General features: G+C 41.1%; 18 protein-coding genes. 7 read left to right on the forward strand and 11 right to left on the reverse strand.

The window, feature by feature from the left end; all coding sequences use genetic code 11:
• Window positions 1-80: 80 nt before the first annotated feature.
• On the reverse strand, window positions 81-1,163 hold the full coding sequence (locus tag ACHABU_RS07355; RefSeq protein ID WP_435763864.1) for a glycosyltransferase family 4 protein: 1,083 nt from the start codon (window positions 1,161-1,163) through the stop codon (window positions 81-83).
• Window positions 1,164-1,380: 217 nt separating this feature from the next.
• On the opposite strand from ACHABU_RS07355, the gene ACHABU_RS07360 reads away from it, so the two are divergent.
• The 4 genes from ACHABU_RS07360 (at window position 1,381) to zwf (ending at window position 4,966) form a co-directional block, all read left to right on the forward strand.
• On the forward strand, window positions 1,381-1,782 hold the full coding sequence (locus tag ACHABU_RS07360; RefSeq protein WP_435763866.1) for a hypothetical protein: 402 nt from the start codon (window positions 1,381-1,383) through the stop codon (window positions 1,780-1,782).
• Between the two features lie 103 nt (window positions 1,783-1,885).
• On the forward strand, window positions 1,886-2,629 hold the full coding sequence (locus ACHABU_RS07365; RefSeq protein ID WP_435764192.1) for a threonine/serine exporter family protein: 744 nt from the start codon (window positions 1,886-1,888) through the stop codon (window positions 2,627-2,629).
• Between the two features lie 24 nt (window positions 2,630-2,653).
• Entirely contained in the window at window positions 2,654-3,094 is a 441-nt protein-coding gene (locus tag ACHABU_RS07370) for a threonine/serine exporter family protein (protein WP_435763868.1), read from the forward strand.
• Window positions 3,095-3,490: 396 nt separating this feature from the next.
• Window positions 3,491-4,966, forward strand: coding sequence for a glucose-6-phosphate dehydrogenase (gene zwf / locus ACHABU_RS07375; protein ID WP_435763870.1), 1,476 nt, complete (start codon window positions 3,491-3,493; stop codon window positions 4,964-4,966).
• A gap of 237 nt (window positions 4,967-5,203) precedes the next feature.
• On the opposite strand, the gene ACHABU_RS07380 is transcribed toward zwf, so the two are convergent.
• The 4 genes from ACHABU_RS07380 to ACHABU_RS07395 all read right to left on the reverse strand — a co-directional run bounded on the left by ACHABU_RS07380 (window position 5,204) and on the right by ACHABU_RS07395 (window position 10,947).
• The gene (locus ACHABU_RS07380) at window positions 5,204-5,506 is read right to left on the reverse strand and encodes a hypothetical protein (protein WP_435763872.1); all 303 of its coding nucleotides are present in this window, start codon (window positions 5,504-5,506) and stop codon (window positions 5,204-5,206) included.
• Between the two features lie 609 nt (window positions 5,507-6,115).
• Window positions 6,116-9,184, reverse strand: coding sequence for an efflux RND transporter permease subunit (locus ACHABU_RS07385; RefSeq protein WP_435763874.1), 3,069 nt, complete (start codon window positions 9,182-9,184; stop codon window positions 6,116-6,118).
• A 3-nt stretch (window positions 9,185-9,187) separates the two neighbouring features.
• Window positions 9,188-10,042: an efflux RND transporter periplasmic adaptor subunit gene (locus ACHABU_RS07390; protein WP_435763876.1), complete on the reverse strand. Its 855-nt coding sequence runs from the start codon at window positions 10,040-10,042 to the stop codon at window positions 9,188-9,190.
• 29 nt (window positions 10,043-10,071) lie between these two features.
• Complete coding sequence (locus ACHABU_RS07395) at window positions 10,072-10,947, reverse strand: TetR/AcrR family transcriptional regulator (protein ID WP_435763878.1); 876 nt, start codon at window positions 10,945-10,947, stop codon at window positions 10,072-10,074.
• A 267-nt stretch (window positions 10,948-11,214) separates the two neighbouring features.
• Here ACHABU_RS07395 and ACHABU_RS07400 point away from each other — a divergent pair, with 267 nt between their 5' ends.
• Both ACHABU_RS07400 and ACHABU_RS07405 read left to right on the forward strand, forming a co-directional pair.
• On the forward strand, window positions 11,215-11,340 hold the full coding sequence (locus ACHABU_RS07400; RefSeq protein WP_435763880.1) for a hypothetical protein: 126 nt from the start codon (window positions 11,215-11,217) through the stop codon (window positions 11,338-11,340).
• 132 nt (window positions 11,341-11,472) lie between these two features.
• Window positions 11,473-11,655, forward strand: a complete 183-nt coding sequence (locus tag ACHABU_RS07405; protein ID WP_435763882.1) for a YjfB family protein — start codon at window positions 11,473-11,475, stop codon at window positions 11,653-11,655.
• 77 nt (window positions 11,656-11,732) lie between these two features.
• Here the strand turns inward: ACHABU_RS07405 and ACHABU_RS07410 are convergent, their stop codons facing one another.
• A complete protein-coding gene (locus tag ACHABU_RS07410; protein WP_435763884.1) occupies window positions 11,733-11,975 on the reverse strand; it encodes a hypothetical protein in 243 nt (80 codons plus the stop codon).
• Between the two features lie 151 nt (window positions 11,976-12,126).
• Complete coding sequence (fabZ, locus tag ACHABU_RS07415; RefSeq protein WP_435763886.1) at window positions 12,127-12,549, reverse strand: 3-hydroxyacyl-ACP dehydratase FabZ; 423 nt, start codon at window positions 12,547-12,549, stop codon at window positions 12,127-12,129.
• Window positions 12,550-12,680: 131 nt separating this feature from the next.
• Between fabZ and ACHABU_RS07420 the strand changes: the two genes are divergently transcribed.
• On the forward strand, window positions 12,681-12,827 hold the full coding sequence (locus ACHABU_RS07420; RefSeq protein WP_435763888.1) for a lmo0937 family membrane protein: 147 nt from the start codon (window positions 12,681-12,683) through the stop codon (window positions 12,825-12,827).
• Window positions 12,828-13,309: 482 nt separating this feature from the next.
• Here ACHABU_RS07420 and ACHABU_RS07425 read toward each other — a convergent pair whose 3' ends face one another.
• From ACHABU_RS07425 to ACHABU_RS07440, 4 genes are all read right to left on the reverse strand, one after another.
• Complete coding sequence (locus tag ACHABU_RS07425) at window positions 13,310-13,663, reverse strand: DNA-directed RNA polymerase subunit beta (protein WP_435763890.1); 354 nt, start codon at window positions 13,661-13,663, stop codon at window positions 13,310-13,312.
• A 111-nt stretch (window positions 13,664-13,774) separates the two neighbouring features.
• A complete protein-coding gene (locus ACHABU_RS07430) occupies window positions 13,775-14,608 on the reverse strand; it encodes a flagellar hook-basal body protein (RefSeq protein ID WP_435763892.1) in 834 nt (277 codons plus the stop codon).
• A gap of 95 nt (window positions 14,609-14,703) precedes the next feature.
• Window positions 14,704-15,513 (reverse strand): flagellar hook-basal body protein, encoded by an 810-nt coding sequence (locus ACHABU_RS07435; protein WP_435763894.1) that lies wholly within the window; start codon window positions 15,511-15,513, stop codon window positions 14,704-14,706.
• Between the two features lie 94 nt (window positions 15,514-15,607).
• Window positions 15,608-16,609, reverse strand: coding sequence for a rod shape-determining protein (locus ACHABU_RS07440; protein WP_435763896.1), 1,002 nt, complete (start codon window positions 16,607-16,609; stop codon window positions 15,608-15,610).
• Window positions 16,610-16,793 lie beyond the last annotated feature (184 nt).

Consider the following 16,793-nt stretch of genomic DNA (forward strand, 5'->3'; position numbering starts at 1 on the left):
CCGAATTTTGTCGAAAAAACGATACTATTATTTTTAATATTTTCCCAATAAAAATAAGGCTTCCTATTAATACGGAGGCCTTATTGGGAGCGTTGCATTTTCTTTTTTAATTTTCTTAAGAAGTCAACTACCGGTCGTTTGCCGCCCATGACCAGTCCTGCGAGTTCTGCAAAGATATGTAGGATGAACAATACAATTGCCGTGATTACGAGTGAAGTAGTGATAGTTGTATTCCCAACGGAGAACAAAATGGCCAGTCCTCCGAAGAGCGCACTGAACAAATAAATAATCAACACCGTTTTTCTGTGACTATATCCCTCTGCAATCAACTGGTAGTGCAAGTGTTTTTTATCTGCTGTCATAATTCCTTCATTATTATAGGCCCGTCGAACCATTGCTGAAAGTGTGTCAAATATCGGTACCGCAAGAACAATAATTGGAATGATAAAGCTAAATAAAGTAATGTTTTTGAACAAACCCAGTATGGAGATTACAGCTACCATGTATCCTAGAAAGTTAGATCCCACATCACCCATATAGATTTTCGCAGGGTAGAAATTATGATATAAAAATCCGAGGTTAGCACCAATTAAGATGATGGACAAATATGCTACGATTACTTGTGCATCAATTATTGCCATAGTAAATATACTAATTAGAGCAATGGTTGACACGCCTGTGGCGAGTCCGTCTAAACCATCAATTAAATTGATTGCATTCGTTATACCTACAATCCAGAAAACAGTTATGAATACACTGAAAAATCCGAGGTCAATCACACCGATGATAGGCAAGGTAATTCTCTCTATTATAATTCCGGACCCAACCAGTATTGTAGCCGCAGCCAAATGTCCGGTTAGTTTCAACATTGGCTTGAGGTTATACAAATCATCCAGCAAGCCCGTCAAGAATATAATAATCGCACCTAAGAAAATCGGCATTAATTGAGGATGGTTTATATCAAAGTACAGTCCACCCAGCAATGCTCCAAGAAATATAGCAACCCCACCTATTCTTGGCGTGACCTCTGTATGAATTTTACGATGATCTGGTTTATCTACAGCTCCTATTTTCACAGCTAATCTTTTCACCACGAAAGTTAAGAGAAATGAAGCGATTAGCGCAATTAGAAAAGCTATCGTTATATTTATAAAATTAAACATTAAATTCTCCTAATTTAAAGCGTATTTACTTATTATAGATTATATCGAACTATGTTGTCATTTAGCAAATTTCATCGACATACCTAAATGATTCGTATTTCAATTATTTCTTATTATTAGAGTCAGAGTTCATATTCCCCACTGACATCCGATTAAATCTATGATACCATAAACACAGCATTTTCAAATTATCTGACAAATTACGGGGAGGGAAAATATGAGTCCATACCTTTTCACTGCTGCGGCAATTATTGCGGTTATTGGTATTATAATGGTTTTTAAAATAAACATGGATAAGATTAAAGAAAATCCGGAGCAGTTGGAAAAAGTACAAACAAATTTTTTCATTGGTGTAGCGCTCTGTGAAAGTATTCCCATTATATTGATTGTCTTTGCATTGATTAACGCCGAACCCGTACCGATGGAGGAACTTTATATTCCTGCAGCGATTGTTATGATGATGATGGTTTTTGCCGCTTTCTTTATTTTCCTACAACGAAATGTCGATGTAGCGGAAGACCAGAAACAGCGGGTAAATAATTTTTCGCTGATTGCGCTGATGCTTGCTAATGCCATTCCAATCGTTGCTTTAGTGATGATGTTTATAAATGTTGCTTGACTATGAGAAAGTGCTACCCGTCATTAGGAAGCTTCTTTTCTTCCATTCCCGTATGCAACGCCTTATAATAAAGGATATTGATTTCCTGAGAGTTGGTGGTTTCTTGAAAGAACAGATTACAATCGAAAAAGTATGCATGATTGCTGGTAAAGTCATGCTTGTAAGCGGAGCTGAGACGCATCGTGTGGAGGATACGATGAACCGCATCGCTTCTGCTTTTGGCATTAAGAACCCACAAAGCTATGCAACACCAACAGGGATAAATTTTTCATTGGATATGGCTACTACGACAAACTCTCTTCGGATAATTAAACGTTCGACAGATTTGCATAAAATTGCGGAAGTAAATATTGTTTCCCGTAAAATAACAGCCGGAGATGTAACGATTGATGAAGCCTTCGCGCTGCTTAACGAAATTGAACGTGAAAAATTAGCTTTCCCCCCTTGGGTTCAAATTATTGCCGCAGCAATTGTGAGTGGCTGTTTTACCATGATGTTTGGGGGAACATGGTATGATTTTCTCCCTACCTTTATTGCGGGTGCCCTCGGTTTCACCGGGATGCTTGGCTTTGATCGACTCGTGGAAATCCGCTTCCTTGCTGAATTTTTCGGTTCATTCGTTGTCGGTTTATCCGCATATCTCTTTGTCAGCAATGGATTCGGCCACTCGCTTGACATGGTCATTATTGGGGCAGTCATGCCGCTTGTGCCGGGCTTACATATTACCAATGCCATCCGTGATTTAATGTCAGGGCATTTGGTATCTGGCGTTTCCAAAGGTGTGGAATCCGTATTAACTGCCTTTGCGATTGGTGCAGGAGTGGCTCTGATTTTTACATTCGTATAAGGACTTGGGGTAGGAGGAATAAATATGATCATCACACAACTTATCATGAGCTTCTTCGCATCCGCTGGCTTTGGAATTATATTTAATGCTCCTCGAAATGCACTTATTCAATGTGGTCTCATTGGGATGGCCGGCTGGATCATCTACTATATGCTTTCCGATAGAGGTATGATGGACATTGTTCCCGCGACAGTTTTCGCTGCCATCGTTGTTGCCATACTGAGCCAATTTTGTGCGAGGTATTATAAAATGCCAATTATTATTTTCAATGTATCCGGCATTATCCCACTCGTCCCCGGTGGCATCGCCTATAATGCAATGCGTCATTTTGTGGAAAATGATTACAACACCGCAGTCCAGCTCTCCGCTCAGGTCGTACTCCTTGCTGGAGGAATAGCGATTGGACTGATGTTCTCGGAAGTAGTGAATCAGATTTGGAGGAAGGTCGAGGCATTGGGACGGTAGTTGGGTTGCTAGCGCTGGATTCGTATTCGCGCGACTTTTGTGGGGGATTGCACGACTTCGGGGGCGGATTGCGCGACTTCCGGGGTGGATTGCGCAACTTCGTGAGCGGATTGCGCGACTTTCGGGGCGGATCGCGCAACTTCGGGAGCGGATTGCGCGACTTTCGGGGTGGATTGCACAACTTTGGGAGCGGATTGCGCGACTTTCGGGATGGATTGCACAACTTCGGGGGTGCATTGCGCAACTTTCCGTGTGGATCGCTCAACTTTCGAGGGCAACCCCGCAACTAGAGGACCTTGTTCAAAATCCACTTATTTCCGATCCTAATAATTTGATTAATTAAATTTTTACTTTAAAATAGAAACTATATTTTCAAAAGAAGTGAGGAAACTAATAATGAGTAATGAGCTGCAACCTAAAGTAGTTATTGTAATATTTGGAGCAACAGGAGATTTGGCTAAACGAAAATTGTTTCCTTCCATCTATCGTCTTTATAAAAGTGGTAAGATCAGCAAGAACTTTGCTGTTGTCGGTTTAGCGCGTCGGCCTTGGACAGATGACGTTTTGCGTGAAAATGTGACAAAATCAATTAATGAAGCTATTTCACCGGAAGAGGATCTCGAGGAGTTCGCATCTCATTTTTATTACCAGCCTTTTGATGTAACCGATGAATCTTCCTATAATGGACTTCATATGTTAATTAATGATTTAGAAGGTACCTATCAAACAGAAGGGAACCGGGTCTTCTACCTTGCAATGGCGCCGGAATTCTTTGGAACGATTGCTAATAAACTGAAGCAATATGGTTTGAAGGAATCGGCTGGCTGGTCACGTCTTGTGATTGAAAAGCCATTTGGACGCGATTTGGATTCTGCAAAAGTGTTAAATAAGGAATTACGTGCTGCTTTTGATGAACAGCAGATTTACAGGATTGATCACTATTTAGGTAAAGAAATGGTGCAAAATATTGAGGTTATCCGTTTTGCGAATGGAATCTTTGAGCATTTATGGAATAACCGTTTTATTTCTAACATCCAAATTACATCCAGTGAAACACTTGGGGTTGAGGAACGGGCACGCTATTATGATCATTCCGGTGCAGCAAGAGACATGGTGCAAAATCATATTTTACAGATGGTTGCCCTGCTTGCCATGGAACCTCCAATCAGTTTAACAACCGAGGAGATTCGTTCCGAGAAAATCAAGGTGTTGCGCGCACTCCGTAATATGGATCCCGAACAGGTCGGCGACTTTTTTGTACGTGGACAGTACGATAGTGGAGAAATGAAAGGGGAAGCCGTTCAAGGTTATCGCGATGAAGCAGAAGAGCTGGAAACTTCCAATACGGAAACATTTGTCGCTGGAAAGCTATTGATTGATAACTACCGTTGGGCCGGAGTTCCCATTTATATTCGGACCGGTAAACGTTTAGCTGAAAAATCGACCAAAATTGTGATTGAATTTAAAGATATTCCAATGAACTTGTACTTTAAAAAGGATGATGACAGACATCCGAATCTATTGATCATTAATATTCAGCCGAACGAAGGAATCACGCTTTGTCTGAATGCGAAAAAATCCGGAAACGGTGCACTCTCTGAACCTATCCAGTTAGCATACAATCACAATGCTGTTTCAGGCATCAATACGCCTGAAGCCTACGAAAAACTTTTGTATGATTGCATGGTTGGGGATGCGACTAACTTTACCCATTGGGATGAAGTTGCACTTTCATGGGAATTCGTTGACACCATTTTGGATGTTTGGTCAAAAAATACAGCTGATTTCCCTAACTATAAATCAGGATCAATGGGACCGGATGCAGCAGACGAATTGCTTGCAAACGATGGTTTCCATTGGTGGTATATATAATTTTATATAATTTGTGAAAAAGTCAGTGCTTGTATCGCTTTCATACTTGAATTGGTACACAAAAAGCGCTTGGATAGATTTCTAATTCTATCCAAGCGTTTTTATTTTATCTACTATATGCTTTTTTAATTAAAGCATCAGATAGGATAATCTTTTATGAAGAAGCTTTCTCTTGGCGGTTTGCCTGGGTTGGGCACTCTCAATCTGCTTGCTTACCTTTCTAGAGTGCCTATCCTATCATACGACCTGCTTGGGTTCTGGGCGCATGGCAGAGAATATGAGGATAATGGCGGTGATAAGATGCATAATCATTCCTACAACCGGGATCCATCCTACAAGTGACGTGATGATTCCGGAAACATTACCAATAATAGATCCATTGACTCTTTTTGTGAATATCAGTGCAACGATGTGTAGCACTAGCATAAAAATTAGTGGTGTCCATGCGTTGGCAATAATATATGCTCCTCCGAGGATTGGGAATCCGAGCAGTGCTTCTAATATTCCTGTGACCCATTTTAAAATTCGTGATATGGACAATGTTGTTGCCTCCTTCATTAGTGATTCATACCTTGGTTTTCAAAGATAAGTTCAGTTTAGTATTCCCCTTTTCATTTTAAATGACACATGTAAAAGGTTATCTTCGTAATGTTTGTTGCTAAATAATCACCACAGAGTTGATATAAAATGCGAAGTAACTGCTATCTCGCCGTCCGGGATCGCTCTGGGCGGATGCTTTCCGCGGGCACGGCCTCAGCCCCGAAGAGAAAACCACTCTTCTGGTCTTCGGACACGTGCTGTTCCCGCAGGAGTCATCGCCCGCCGCTCACCCGGACTGGTGCAGTTGTGATACTGTTTTATCTAATATCACTTAGCTGTTAATCTTTTGTAGGCTTAACACCAGCTCTGGGAAATATACGAAGACTCCAGCGGGAGGAAAGGCATAGGTGAGACTCTGAAATGCATTAGCATGAAGAGGCTCACCAGCCGCCCGCGGAAAGCGAAGTATATTTCCCAGAGCGGTCGCCTAAGTTCTGCATACTTGATAGAAAACCAGCAGTTACTTCGGAGTTTATAGATTAAACGAACAACCAATCTTTTAAAAATCCAAAAAAGAGGCTCTCCTTCAGGCGGAGAGCCTCTTTCATTCTAAGCTTCTTTTTTCTTCCTCTTCTTCTCTTTCCTGTTTGTAAATTTTGCACTTAAGTCATCAAAGAATGTGTAAATAACTGGTACGAAGAATAGTGTAAATATACTTGATACGGAAAGTCCAAAGATAATGGTGACTGCGAGTGGTTGTTGCATTTCAGCGCCTTCACCAAGTCCTATCCCCAGTGGAACCATTGCGAGAACGGTCGTCAATGTTGTCATCATAATTGGGCGGATTCTGTTTCGTCCTGCCTCAATGATGGCTTCGAATCTATCCATTCCTCTTCCTCTCAGTATATTAATATAGTCTACGAGTACGATCGAGTTATTTACGACAATCCCGGCGAGCATGATGATACCGATAAATCCAGGTACGCTTAGAGACATGCCTGTGATGTATAATCCTCCAATCACCCCAATGATTGTAGTCGGTAATGCAAACATGATAATGAATGGTTGCAGGAAGCTCTCAAATTGTACTGCCATCACAGCGTATACTAGGAAGATAGAGAATACTAAAGCGATGGCTAGGTCTGTAAATGACTCAGCCATATCCTGCGCCTGTCCGCCGATCGTCATACTATATCCTTCCGGGAGGCTCACTTGATCCAATGTTGTTTCAACATCTTCTACAACACTTCCAAGATCCCGATCAACCACAGCACTGGTAACATTCATTTGTGGCTGTTGATTTTCTCTTAATAACGAGACAGGGCCTTGAACTTCAACTAGATCTGCTACTTCTTCCAATGGAAGGCTTGCTCCGGTCGGTGACTGAACTTTTAAATCTTTCAAGTCACTAATTGTGCTGCGTTCGTCTTCTGGATAAAGCAATGTGACGTCCATTTCCTGGCCTTCTTCACGGTACTGTGTTACTACTTGCCCGTTAAACTGCATTTGGATTTGGCCGGTAATTTGTTCTTGTGTCAGTCCTTGGGTTGCTGCTTTTCCTTCATCAATGGAAATCGTCATCTGCGGAACACCATTTGCAGCTGCTGTTGAAGGGTTGAATACCCCATCTATGCCTGAAATTTCCGTTACAATCTGATCGGAAATTTCTCGTAAAACTTCATGTTCTGGTCCATTAATTTGGATGGAAATGGGATCTCCCATATTCATTCCACCATCCATCGCACTTGCGGTTATTTCCGCTCCTGCAATGTGCTGGAGTTTATCATCTATTTCCGTAACAATGTCTTGTGTCGATTGTTCCCGTTCTGCTGCAGGTGTTAGCTGCATCGTATAGGTTGCTTGATTACCGGCTGTGAAACCTGTTCCGCCGATGGTGACATAGCTTATTTCGACCACATCATCATATTCATTAATTGTTTCATTCACTTGCCCGGCAATACCCTCTGTATGTTCCAGATTGCTTCCTGGAGCAGTTTCGACGGTAATCTGTGCCTGCCCTTGATCAGATGCCGGTATTAATTCAGCACCAATCATCGGGATCAATGCCAGACTACCGATAATAGCAAGGATTGTAGCCAATACGGTCGTTTTACGGAATTTTAATACACGTTTTAGTCCGCTGGCATATTTGCTCCGTAACCAGTCTAGAAAACGATCAAACCAGTACCCTCTCCCATTGTCCTCCATTGCTTTGGAAAGCAGTTTGGATGAGAGCATTGGTACTAAGGTAATTGCGATCACCAGGGAGGCGATCAGTGAGAATGATACTGCCAGTGCCAGTGGTGTGAAGAGATCAGATGCCAGACCTTCTACATAAATAATTGGCAAAAATACGACCAATGTCGTTGTTGTTGATGCGATTACAGCAGGTGCGAGTTCAGAGGCACCTTTTGTTGCCGAATCAAATAGACTGAACCCTCTTTTGCGATAAGAGTAGATATTTTCCAAAATAACAATGGAACTGTCCACCATCATTCCGATTCCTAGTGCCAATCCACCGAGTGTCAGTACGTTTAATGTCTGACCCGTAAAATACATCAAAGCGAATGTGGATATGAGTGCAATTGGGATCGATAGACCAATAACAATCGTTGCTCGAATGCTTTTTAGGAATAGAAGCAGAATGAATACTGCGATCAATCCTCCAATTACAATATTGGAAATTACCGAGTCGATTGACATTTGAATGAATTCAGATGTATCAATGACTGTTTCCAACTTTACTTCTCCCGGTAAATCTCCATTTATTTCAGCTATTGCTTCCTGAATATTAGTTGCGACCTCTACGGTGTTTGCATCTGTTTGCTTCATAATGGACAGAACGAGTGACGGTTCACCGTTCACCAATGTAGTTGAAGAAGATTCCTTGAATGTATCTGTTACCTCTGCAACATCTTCAACAAGCACCGTTGCCCCTGTTTCCGTTTGAATAATTGTTTCTGATATATCATCCAATGATTCAAATTCGCCGGTTACACGCAGTTGGAGATCTTGATTTCCTTTCTCAACTGTCCCAACGGAGGCGGAACTGTTCGTGCTGCTTAAGTGTTGCATCAATCCCTGCGTTGTAACTCCATATTGCTGCATTTTAGCCTGAACCATTTCGACCTGAATCTCACGGGTTTTTCCACCTTCAATAGTGACAGAGGCGACCCCACCCTGACGTTCCAGGAATGGTACAATTTCTTCGTCAGCAATATTAGTTAATTTTGCTGCATCCTCCCCCGTTAAGCCAAGGTAAACGACCGGCAGTGCATCCGGGCTGAAACGCAAAATATTTGGTTCGCCGGCTTGTTCAGGCAGAAACCCTTTTACTTGATCCACCTTTTCCCGGACATCCAGTAATGCCTGATCCAAATCTGTTCCATTTTTAAACATCATCATAACGAGTGATGAGCCCGCTTGAGATTGGGATTGAACGGTATCGATGCCCTCAACCGAACTGACCGAGGACTCAATTTGCCGACTAATTAAATTTTCAACATCTTCCGGTGCAGCGTCCTGATAATTTGTTGCGACGACTGCAATCGGTAAATCTATTTTTGGAAAAAGGTCCACTGCCAAGCTTCGAACGGAGACAACTCCAAGAGCGATGATGGCAAGGACGATCATAATGACCCCTACAGGGCGTTTCACGGACGTATTTACTAACTTCAAAACTTATTCCCCTCCCGCTGTATCCACTTGATTACCATCGGATAGTGTAAGCTGACCTGTAATCACGATTTGATCCCCGTCCTTTACGTCGCCTTCAATTGCGGATTTCTCGGATTGTGTTTCCACAATCGTAACTTCTACCTTTTGTGCTTTATTTTCATGTACAAGATAAACAAATGAAAGATCATCTTCCTGAACAATGGCAGATGTTGGAACAAGTGTTGCTTCTTCAATCGTTGTTTCTAGAACATTCAATTCAGCAATCGTTCCTGACAAAATAGCAGCTTCTTCGTTCTCGACCGTTGCTTCTACTGGATATAATCCTGTATCATCCGGCATTGCACCTACTTCTGTTATCGTTGCTTCATATTCGTTATCATCGATGAGGACGGGAAAAGTATCATCCACAGCTAAAAGTGAGCGAACGTTCGCTGTCACCGTTAATTGCACTTTCATTTGATCCATATCAGCAATGATGGCAAATGGCTCTTCATTTGTAGCCATTTCATCTTCTACTGCCTGTATATTTAAAATTTGACCATCCTTATGTGCGCGGATATTTTGATTGCCAGCTGCCGTTGAAATGCTTGCAATCAAGTCATCCTCTTCGACCTGTGCACCGTTTTCAACTTCCAATGTATCTACTTCACCAGGAGTCTGCAGCATAATCGGTGTTGTGCTCTTTGGCGCCATACGGCCATAAAGTGTTTTTTCAATAACAAGGTCCCCTGTTTCTACCTCAGCTGTCTCTACTGGAACAATTCGCTCTTGTTCCTCTTCGGCATTCTCTTCCTCTGTACATGCTGCCAGCAATCCAATGAATAGTATTGCAGCTAATCCGAATAGCATTTTCTTCATTAATAGTGCTCCTTCCATAACCCATTCACTTATTTTAGTAATTCTATTTTCATTTCTTTGGCCAGTTGTTCACATTCCTGCTGTACTTCCGGTATTTCTCTGAAATGTGCAAGCAAACCTTGAATCATGATCGGTTGCCTTTCCTTTTTGGCCAATTCAATTTCCAACAACTGAAACGCGTCTAGCAGTTTTTTTACTTTTTCTGTACCTGGTTCCATGGATAAGATTTTCTCTTTCATTGTTTTCATGATTGCTACTACTGGGTCAAACTCCTCGCCACTTGATAGAATACGATTATATTTTTCAGGAAGGAACGTTAATGGCACTTCCTTATCCTGCAGCATCCCAGTAACAATATTGTCCAGCCTTCTAACGAGAAAAGCACCAATCTTTTCCCGATCGACGTGTATGTCATCAATCACAATCCACTTGGAATAGGTATTAATCAGTCCTTCCATTTGGATGACAACATCGACGATCATTTCGTTTACTTCTTCTCCGTAAATACGGTTTATATTTTCTCGCATGCTCTGAAAACTGGATATTTGCATATGTTCCATCATTTTATCCGTTTGTTCACCTACTGAAATATTCTCCCGTAAATGCATGATAATGAAGTCTTTGTACGTGTAGATGTATTCAATGATTGTCGTAATCTGTTTCTCGAGACTTTCCTTTGGATCGAGTTTTGCCTTACTAATCTTCTTCATTTTATCCGTCATTTGGTTATAAAAATGGTGAATCGCTGTCGTAATAAATTGTTCCTTTGACTCAAAATAAATATAAAATGACCCTTTGGATACGCCTGCTGAAGAGGCTATTTCCTGTATCGAAGTATGATGATACCCTTTTGCCGAAAATAATCGCATTCCTGCCTCAATCAATTTCCTTTTCTTCTCATTCAAAAATAATCACCTGTTTCTTTTATACTTTAATAGCAGCACTATTGCTTCATACATTTTTAAAATAAATTAAATGACTGACCGGTAAGTCATATGTAATGAAAAGGATGTAGATATACGTGAACTATTTTAGTATATAGGTTACATACCCGATAATACAAGATAGATACATATTAACTTTTTGTGAACATCGATTTAGAAGATGTTTTTTATTTTCTTCATACGGGTAGACATATGTATAGATATATTTAAATTCAAGGAGGCAATACGATGGCTGATAAAAATAAAAAAGTACAGCAGGATGATAAAGATACGGAAAAGGGATCACAGCTTCAATCCAATGAAATGGAAAAGGCACAGGGAAATGAAAAGAAAAAAGATGACGACGATAAATAGAGAGTTGCATGAAGTATAGGTATTCGAAAAAGTCGATGCTTATACTTTTTTTATTTGATTAGTGATTTATTCGCTGTTTGTATTATGGTATACTTTTCCATAATAGGAGCATTACGGGAGGGGATTAGATTCATGGATATTGCTGCTTTATCCGTAGTTATGTCAAACAATCAGGTTCGTTCAAGCGCAAGCCTTGCTGTTATGGACAACATCAAAGACGTTGCCCAACAACAGAGCCTTCAATTAATGGAAATGATGCACGAAACAGTACCCGAACACCCCAGACTAGGAAATCAGATTGATATTAAATTATAGTGCTATTAAAACTAAAAAGCAGAACACCTTAGGGCTGTTCTGCTTTTTTAGTGTACAGATTAATCTAGCCCTTCGGATTATTCTGCAGGTGTTTCGTTCGTTTCACCATTGTTCATACCGTTATTATCCTTGTTTTCATCGAATTCGTCGTTTTCTTCCATTAAGCCCTCGTCTTCATTCATACCGCCATTATTCTCTTCTTGATTTAACGGTGCTTCTTCTTCTTGAACCGGTTCTTCTTCATCAGCGGTTCCACATGCAGTGACTAGGGATAATGCCAGAACAGGCGCACCTAATTTTATAAGCCATTTGCTTTTCATAACAAGTTTCCTCCTTTTTGATGTTCGCTATCGCAATTAGCTTAACCATATATAAAGAAGAAATACTTATTTTTTACATGAATTTAACAAAAAATGGTGGCTATTTGGAGATGATCCTCCGATGAAGCGTAAATTCTTCTTTCTTGCATCTTTATTTAATTGCAAATGTAATTTCAGCTTCACATGCCAGTTCGCCATCCACGGTGGCAATGCCTTTTCCTTTTCCGATTGGTCCCTTCATGCGGGTGATTTCCACTTCCAATTTTAATTGGTCACCTGGTTTTACCTGACGTTTGAAGCGGCATTTATCGACGCCTGCCAGAAAACCGATTTTCCCTTTATTTCCTTCGATGTTTAAGACAGCGATTGCTCCAACTTGGGCAAGTGCTTCAACAATGAGCACGCCTGGCATTACCGGATAATCTGGAAAATGTCCTTGGAAGTATGGTTCATTAATGCTTACATTTTTGAATCCTACGACACGCTTTCCTTCTTCCATTTCTGTTACTTTGTCCACTAATAAAAATGGGTAGCGATGCGGTATTATTTCTTTTATTTGTTCAATATCCAACATAGGTTTGTTCTCCTTTATGATTCGTACTTTCTGTCATTATATCGAAAGAAGTGTTTCAAAAAAAGTAAAATGTGGAATTACGGAGTTATAGCACTAACTAATACGAATTTTAGATGTAAAGGAGGGTTTATATGCTTTGGACAATCCTGATTGTTTTGTTAATTTTATGGGCACTTGGTTTCGCATTTGAAATCGGTGGCGGTCTGGTTCACTTACTACTTGTTATTGCACTTGTTGTTTTGATTTTCCGTCTGGTAACTGGCAGAAAAGTTCCTTAACAGGTGATGTTTGATTTTTTTAAGCATAGACTGCGGACTAGGGTAAGTAACTTCGGCGACCGCTCTGGGGAAATATACTTACGGTTCGCGGGCGGCTGGTGAGCCCCTTCATGCTGACGCATTTCAGTGTCTCACCTATGCCTTTCCTCCCGCTGGAGTCTTCGTATATTTCCCCAGAGCTGGTTTTAAGCTTACAAACGATTAGCTCCTTAGTGATTGATATAAAACCGGGTCACACAGCTTCACCAGTCCGGGTGAGCGGCGGGCGGTGACTCCTACGGGAATAGCACGTGTCCGAAGACTCCGCAGTTTGGAAATGAACTTTATATACTTTGCAGCAATAACAACAATTCTTTCGGCGGGGATGAGTAACCGCACTCCTAATCTTTTAGAATACAGGCTAAAGTAAAAAAGCATTTCATCTTGGTTATAAAGATGAAATGCTTTTGTTTCGGCTAGCTCCAGCGACCGTGGTCTAGTTATTACTCCACTTTTGTTACAATGTCGATGATGTGCTGCCAGGTTTCTTTTTTGAGGGCGTCGGTTGGTACGCCGTCACCGATGATTCCATAGCCAATCATTAATCCAGCGACTAACGTAGCAGCAGCAATAATTAGCACAACAATAATACGAAGCCAAATCGGAAAAATACGGCGTCTAGGCTTTTTATTTTTCCTTTTTTCTTCTTTTTGTTTTACTTTTTGCTGTTTTCGGGTCTGCTTATCCGTTTCTGAAACAGTTTTTTTGGATGCTACAGGTTTTGTACGCTTTTTTCCAGCGGCCTTTTCTTCCTTCAGCGTCTTTCTTGACTGTTTTTCTGATTGGTTCGTAGACATAGTATGTTACTCCTTATTCCCTTACAAATCACGTACTTTTATTTAGTTGCAGTTTACCATAACAATTTGTGATTACATAGTATTTTGACATATTTTGCGAACCGATAAGCTTTACGACCTCAGTTGGTTTACGAGTCCCATCATTTGGTCGCCCATCGAGATCGTTCTTGAATTAAATTGATAGGAACGCTGCGTTACCATTAAATCCGCCATTTGCTGCGCGATATCAACATTGGACTGTTCCAGAGCACCGCTTTGCAAAACATCTGCATTCGGGGCAGTTGCCTGGATGACTTCTGCAGCATCAAATCCTAAATTCTCCATATCAGGCAATCGGAATAGATTTTGACCGGCTGCTTCAAGCAATCTTGGGCGAACTGCTTCGACAACAGCAAGCTGTGCTTCTACAGCAGTCTGTCCTCCGCGTGATACAATGATCTGGCCATTTTCACGGATATCGATGGAATCGAATCCTTCTGCAATAACAATCGGACCATTTTGACCAAGTACGGGATTACCGTTACCTGTAGTCAGCATGAGATCCTGATTATTGTTCACAGGGCTAAGAAAAAATGAGCCATCCCTCGTATAGAGCGTATTTTCCTGACCATTTTCGTTTACCTGGATTTGGAATAGATGGTTGTCCTGTTTTAAAGCAGTATCCAGTACGCGATCTGTCTCCAAGATGGAACCTAATGAAAGATCAATATTTGTTGAACCTAATTTGGCTCCGGAACCGACCCGTATGCCATCAGGAGTCACACGACCTTCAGCATTTGCTGGGTCAGACAAATTATTTACTTGTTGAATAAGCAGGGAGCTGAAATCGGCTTGACGCCCTTTATATCCAGTTGTCTGACTGTTCGCCATGTTATTCCCAATCAAATCGAGCTTTTGTTGCAGCTGATTCATGGTTACAGCCGCCTGTATCATCATCTGAGACATGATTGTCCCTCCTTAAAAAGGTGTTGCCTATTGTTTCAAACATAAGTTGCCAACGCTAGCCCATACGCCCTAAACGAGGGAAGCGTCTTTAGGTCTTAACCGATTCTTCCTATTTCAGAGACCGTCTTACCTAAACTTTCGTCATAGGCGCGCAATACACGCTGGTTTGTTTCAAACATGCGATAAGCAGTCATCATGTCTGTCATTGTCTGTAATGTATTCACATTGGATTGCTCGAGGAAACCTTGCTGAATTGCATATGTCGTACCAGCCGGGATAGCCTCTGTCTCACCTGCAAATAGGTCATTTCCTTCTTTTGTCAGTGTATTCGCATCTGCTGTATATGTAATTCCTAAAGGTATAGCCACATCCTCTGTTTGCAAGATTCCTTCCGGAGTGAGTCTAAACTCCATTCCGTTTGTTTGAATGGGATTGCCTGCTTCATCAAGCACATAATAGCCATGATTTGTTACAAGAAAACCTTGGCCATCTACTGTGAAATTACCATTCCGTGTAAATCTCGTTTCTCCAGCCTCATTTTGGACTGTGAAAAACAGCGAACCTGTTTCATCGGGCAGCATCCCATTTACAATAGCTAAGTCCGTTGAGATTCCCGTTTCTCTTATATCACCCTGTTTAAAGTTCGGAACGGTTTCCTGCACGTATACACCCGTATTGATGGAACCAATCGTATTTTGAATAGGTAGGTTGAGTCCACCTTGTGAAGTTGGAATATTCTTGGAAGAACCCATTTCATTTAGCAGCATTTCAGGAAAGGCGCGTATGGACGTTTGGTCAGCTTTATAGCCTGGGGTGTTCGCATTAGCAATATTGTTTGACAGTGCTTCCTGCTGACGTTGCTGTGTGATCATTCCACTCGCTGCTGTATAAAAACCTCTTAACATATCTGCTCCTCCTTTAAACCGGATAGAGGGACAGGTTTACTGTCCCAACAAGGGTCTCATTGTCTCAAACTGGGACGAGGTGTCATTCCTCTTACTAGCCGATTTTTTTGCGTTCAATTTTATCAATGTTTTCAAGCATAATTCCGGTTCCTTTTGCCACACAATCCATAGGATCCTCGGCAATAAATACAGGTACTTTCAACTCTTCTGCCAATAGTTGGTCAATGCCATGAAGCAATGCTCCACCGCCAGTAAGAATAACACCACGGTCAATAATGTCTGCAGACAATTCCGGTGGGGTTTTTTCAAGTACGGATTTAGCTGCTTGTACAATTAATGCGACAGATTCATTTAATGCAGCATGTATTTCCTTCGATCCGACAGTAATTGTCCTTGGTAATCCTGATACCATGTCACGACCGCGAATATCCATTGTTTCGTTGCGGGAATCATTGAATACCGTTGCTACATTAATTTTAATATCTTCTGCCGTTCTTTCTCCAATTAATAACTTATATTTTTTCTTAATATACTGGAGAATGTCGACATCAAACTTATCACCAGCCATTTTAATTGATTCGGATGTAACAATACCACCCATGGAAAGAACAGCAACATCCGTTGTTCCTCCACCAATATCAACGACCATATTTCCGCTTGGCTGATAAATTTCCATTCCGGCTCCAATTGCGGCTACTTTTGGTTCTTCTTCCAGATAAACCTTTTTGCCTCCGGATTTCTCAGCAGCTTCCTTGATTGCTTTCTGCTCCACTTTTGTAATATTCGTCGGGCAGCAAATAAGCATTCTTGGTTTAGAAAAAATTCCTTTTACATTGATTTTATTTATAAAATGCTTTAACATCGCTTCTGTTACATCGAAGTCAGCAATAACTCCATCCTTTAATGGACGGATGGCTTCAATATTTCCTGGTGTACGTCCAACCATACGACGTGCTTCTTCTCCTACCTCAAGCACTTTTCCAGTGTTCTTGTCCATTGCGACAACGGACGGTTCATTTAATACAATCCCTTTGCCTTTTACGTGAATCAGAACATTGGCAGTTCCAAGGTCGATTCCAATATCTCTAGAAAACATGTATCTAGATCCTCCTAGCGTTACTAACTTGCATCGTCATTTAGACATAATGCTACTAATATGATATTTTACCACAAATTACATGATTTAACTGTAGTTTGATTAAATTTATTATGCATAAAAAAGAGGAAGTTGTATATGGGGCACACAAAAGCCCGGATGGAGTATCCGGGTGTTTGTTATA

Source organism: Oceanobacillus sp. CF4.6, from assembly GCF_051262635.1.
Classification (GTDB): Bacteria; Bacillota; Bacilli; order Bacillales; family Amphibacillaceae; genus Oceanobacillus.

Excerpts from the sequence above, each read along its gene's own strand:
- ACHABU_RS07355 (WP_435763864.1), bottom strand. The coding sequence starts at position 1,163 with ATGTTTAATTTTATAAATATAACGATAGCTTTTCTAATTGCGCTAATC.
- ACHABU_RS07360 (WP_435763866.1), top strand. The coding sequence starts at position 1,381 with ATGAGTCCATACCTTTTCACTGCTGCGGCAATTATTGCGGTTATTGGT.
- ACHABU_RS07370 (WP_435763868.1), top strand. The coding sequence starts at position 2,654 with ATGATCATCACACAACTTATCATGAGCTTCTTCGCATCCGCTGGCTTT.
- zwf (WP_435763870.1), top strand. The coding sequence starts at position 3,491 with ATGAGTAATGAGCTGCAACCTAAAGTAGTTATTGTAATATTTGGAGCA.
- ACHABU_RS07390 (WP_435763876.1), bottom strand. The coding sequence starts at position 10,042 with ATGAAGAAAATGCTATTCGGATTAGCTGCAATACTATTCATTGGATTG.
- ACHABU_RS07400 (WP_435763880.1), top strand. The coding sequence starts at position 11,215 with ATGGCTGATAAAAATAAAAAAGTACAGCAGGATGATAAAGATACGGAA.
- ACHABU_RS07405 (WP_435763882.1), top strand. The coding sequence starts at position 11,473 with ATGGATATTGCTGCTTTATCCGTAGTTATGTCAAACAATCAGGTTCGT.
- ACHABU_RS07410 (WP_435763884.1), bottom strand. The coding sequence starts at position 11,975 with ATGAAAAGCAAATGGCTTATAAAATTAGGTGCGCCTGTTCTGGCATTA.
- fabZ (WP_435763886.1), bottom strand. The coding sequence starts at position 12,549 with ATGTTGGATATTGAACAAATAAAAGAAATAATACCGCATCGCTACCCA.
- ACHABU_RS07420 (WP_435763888.1), top strand. The coding sequence starts at position 12,681 with ATGCTTTGGACAATCCTGATTGTTTTGTTAATTTTATGGGCACTTGGT.
- ACHABU_RS07425 (WP_435763890.1), bottom strand. The coding sequence starts at position 13,663 with ATGTCTACGAACCAATCAGAAAAACAGTCAAGAAAGACGCTGAAGGAA.
- ACHABU_RS07430 (WP_435763892.1), bottom strand. The coding sequence starts at position 14,608 with ATGTCTCAGATGATGATACAGGCGGCTGTAACCATGAATCAGCTGCAA.
- ACHABU_RS07435 (WP_435763894.1), bottom strand. The coding sequence starts at position 15,513 with ATGTTAAGAGGTTTTTATACAGCAGCGAGTGGAATGATCACACAGCAA.
- ACHABU_RS07440 (WP_435763896.1), bottom strand. The coding sequence starts at position 16,609 with ATGTTTTCTAGAGATATTGGAATCGACCTTGGAACTGCCAATGTTCTG.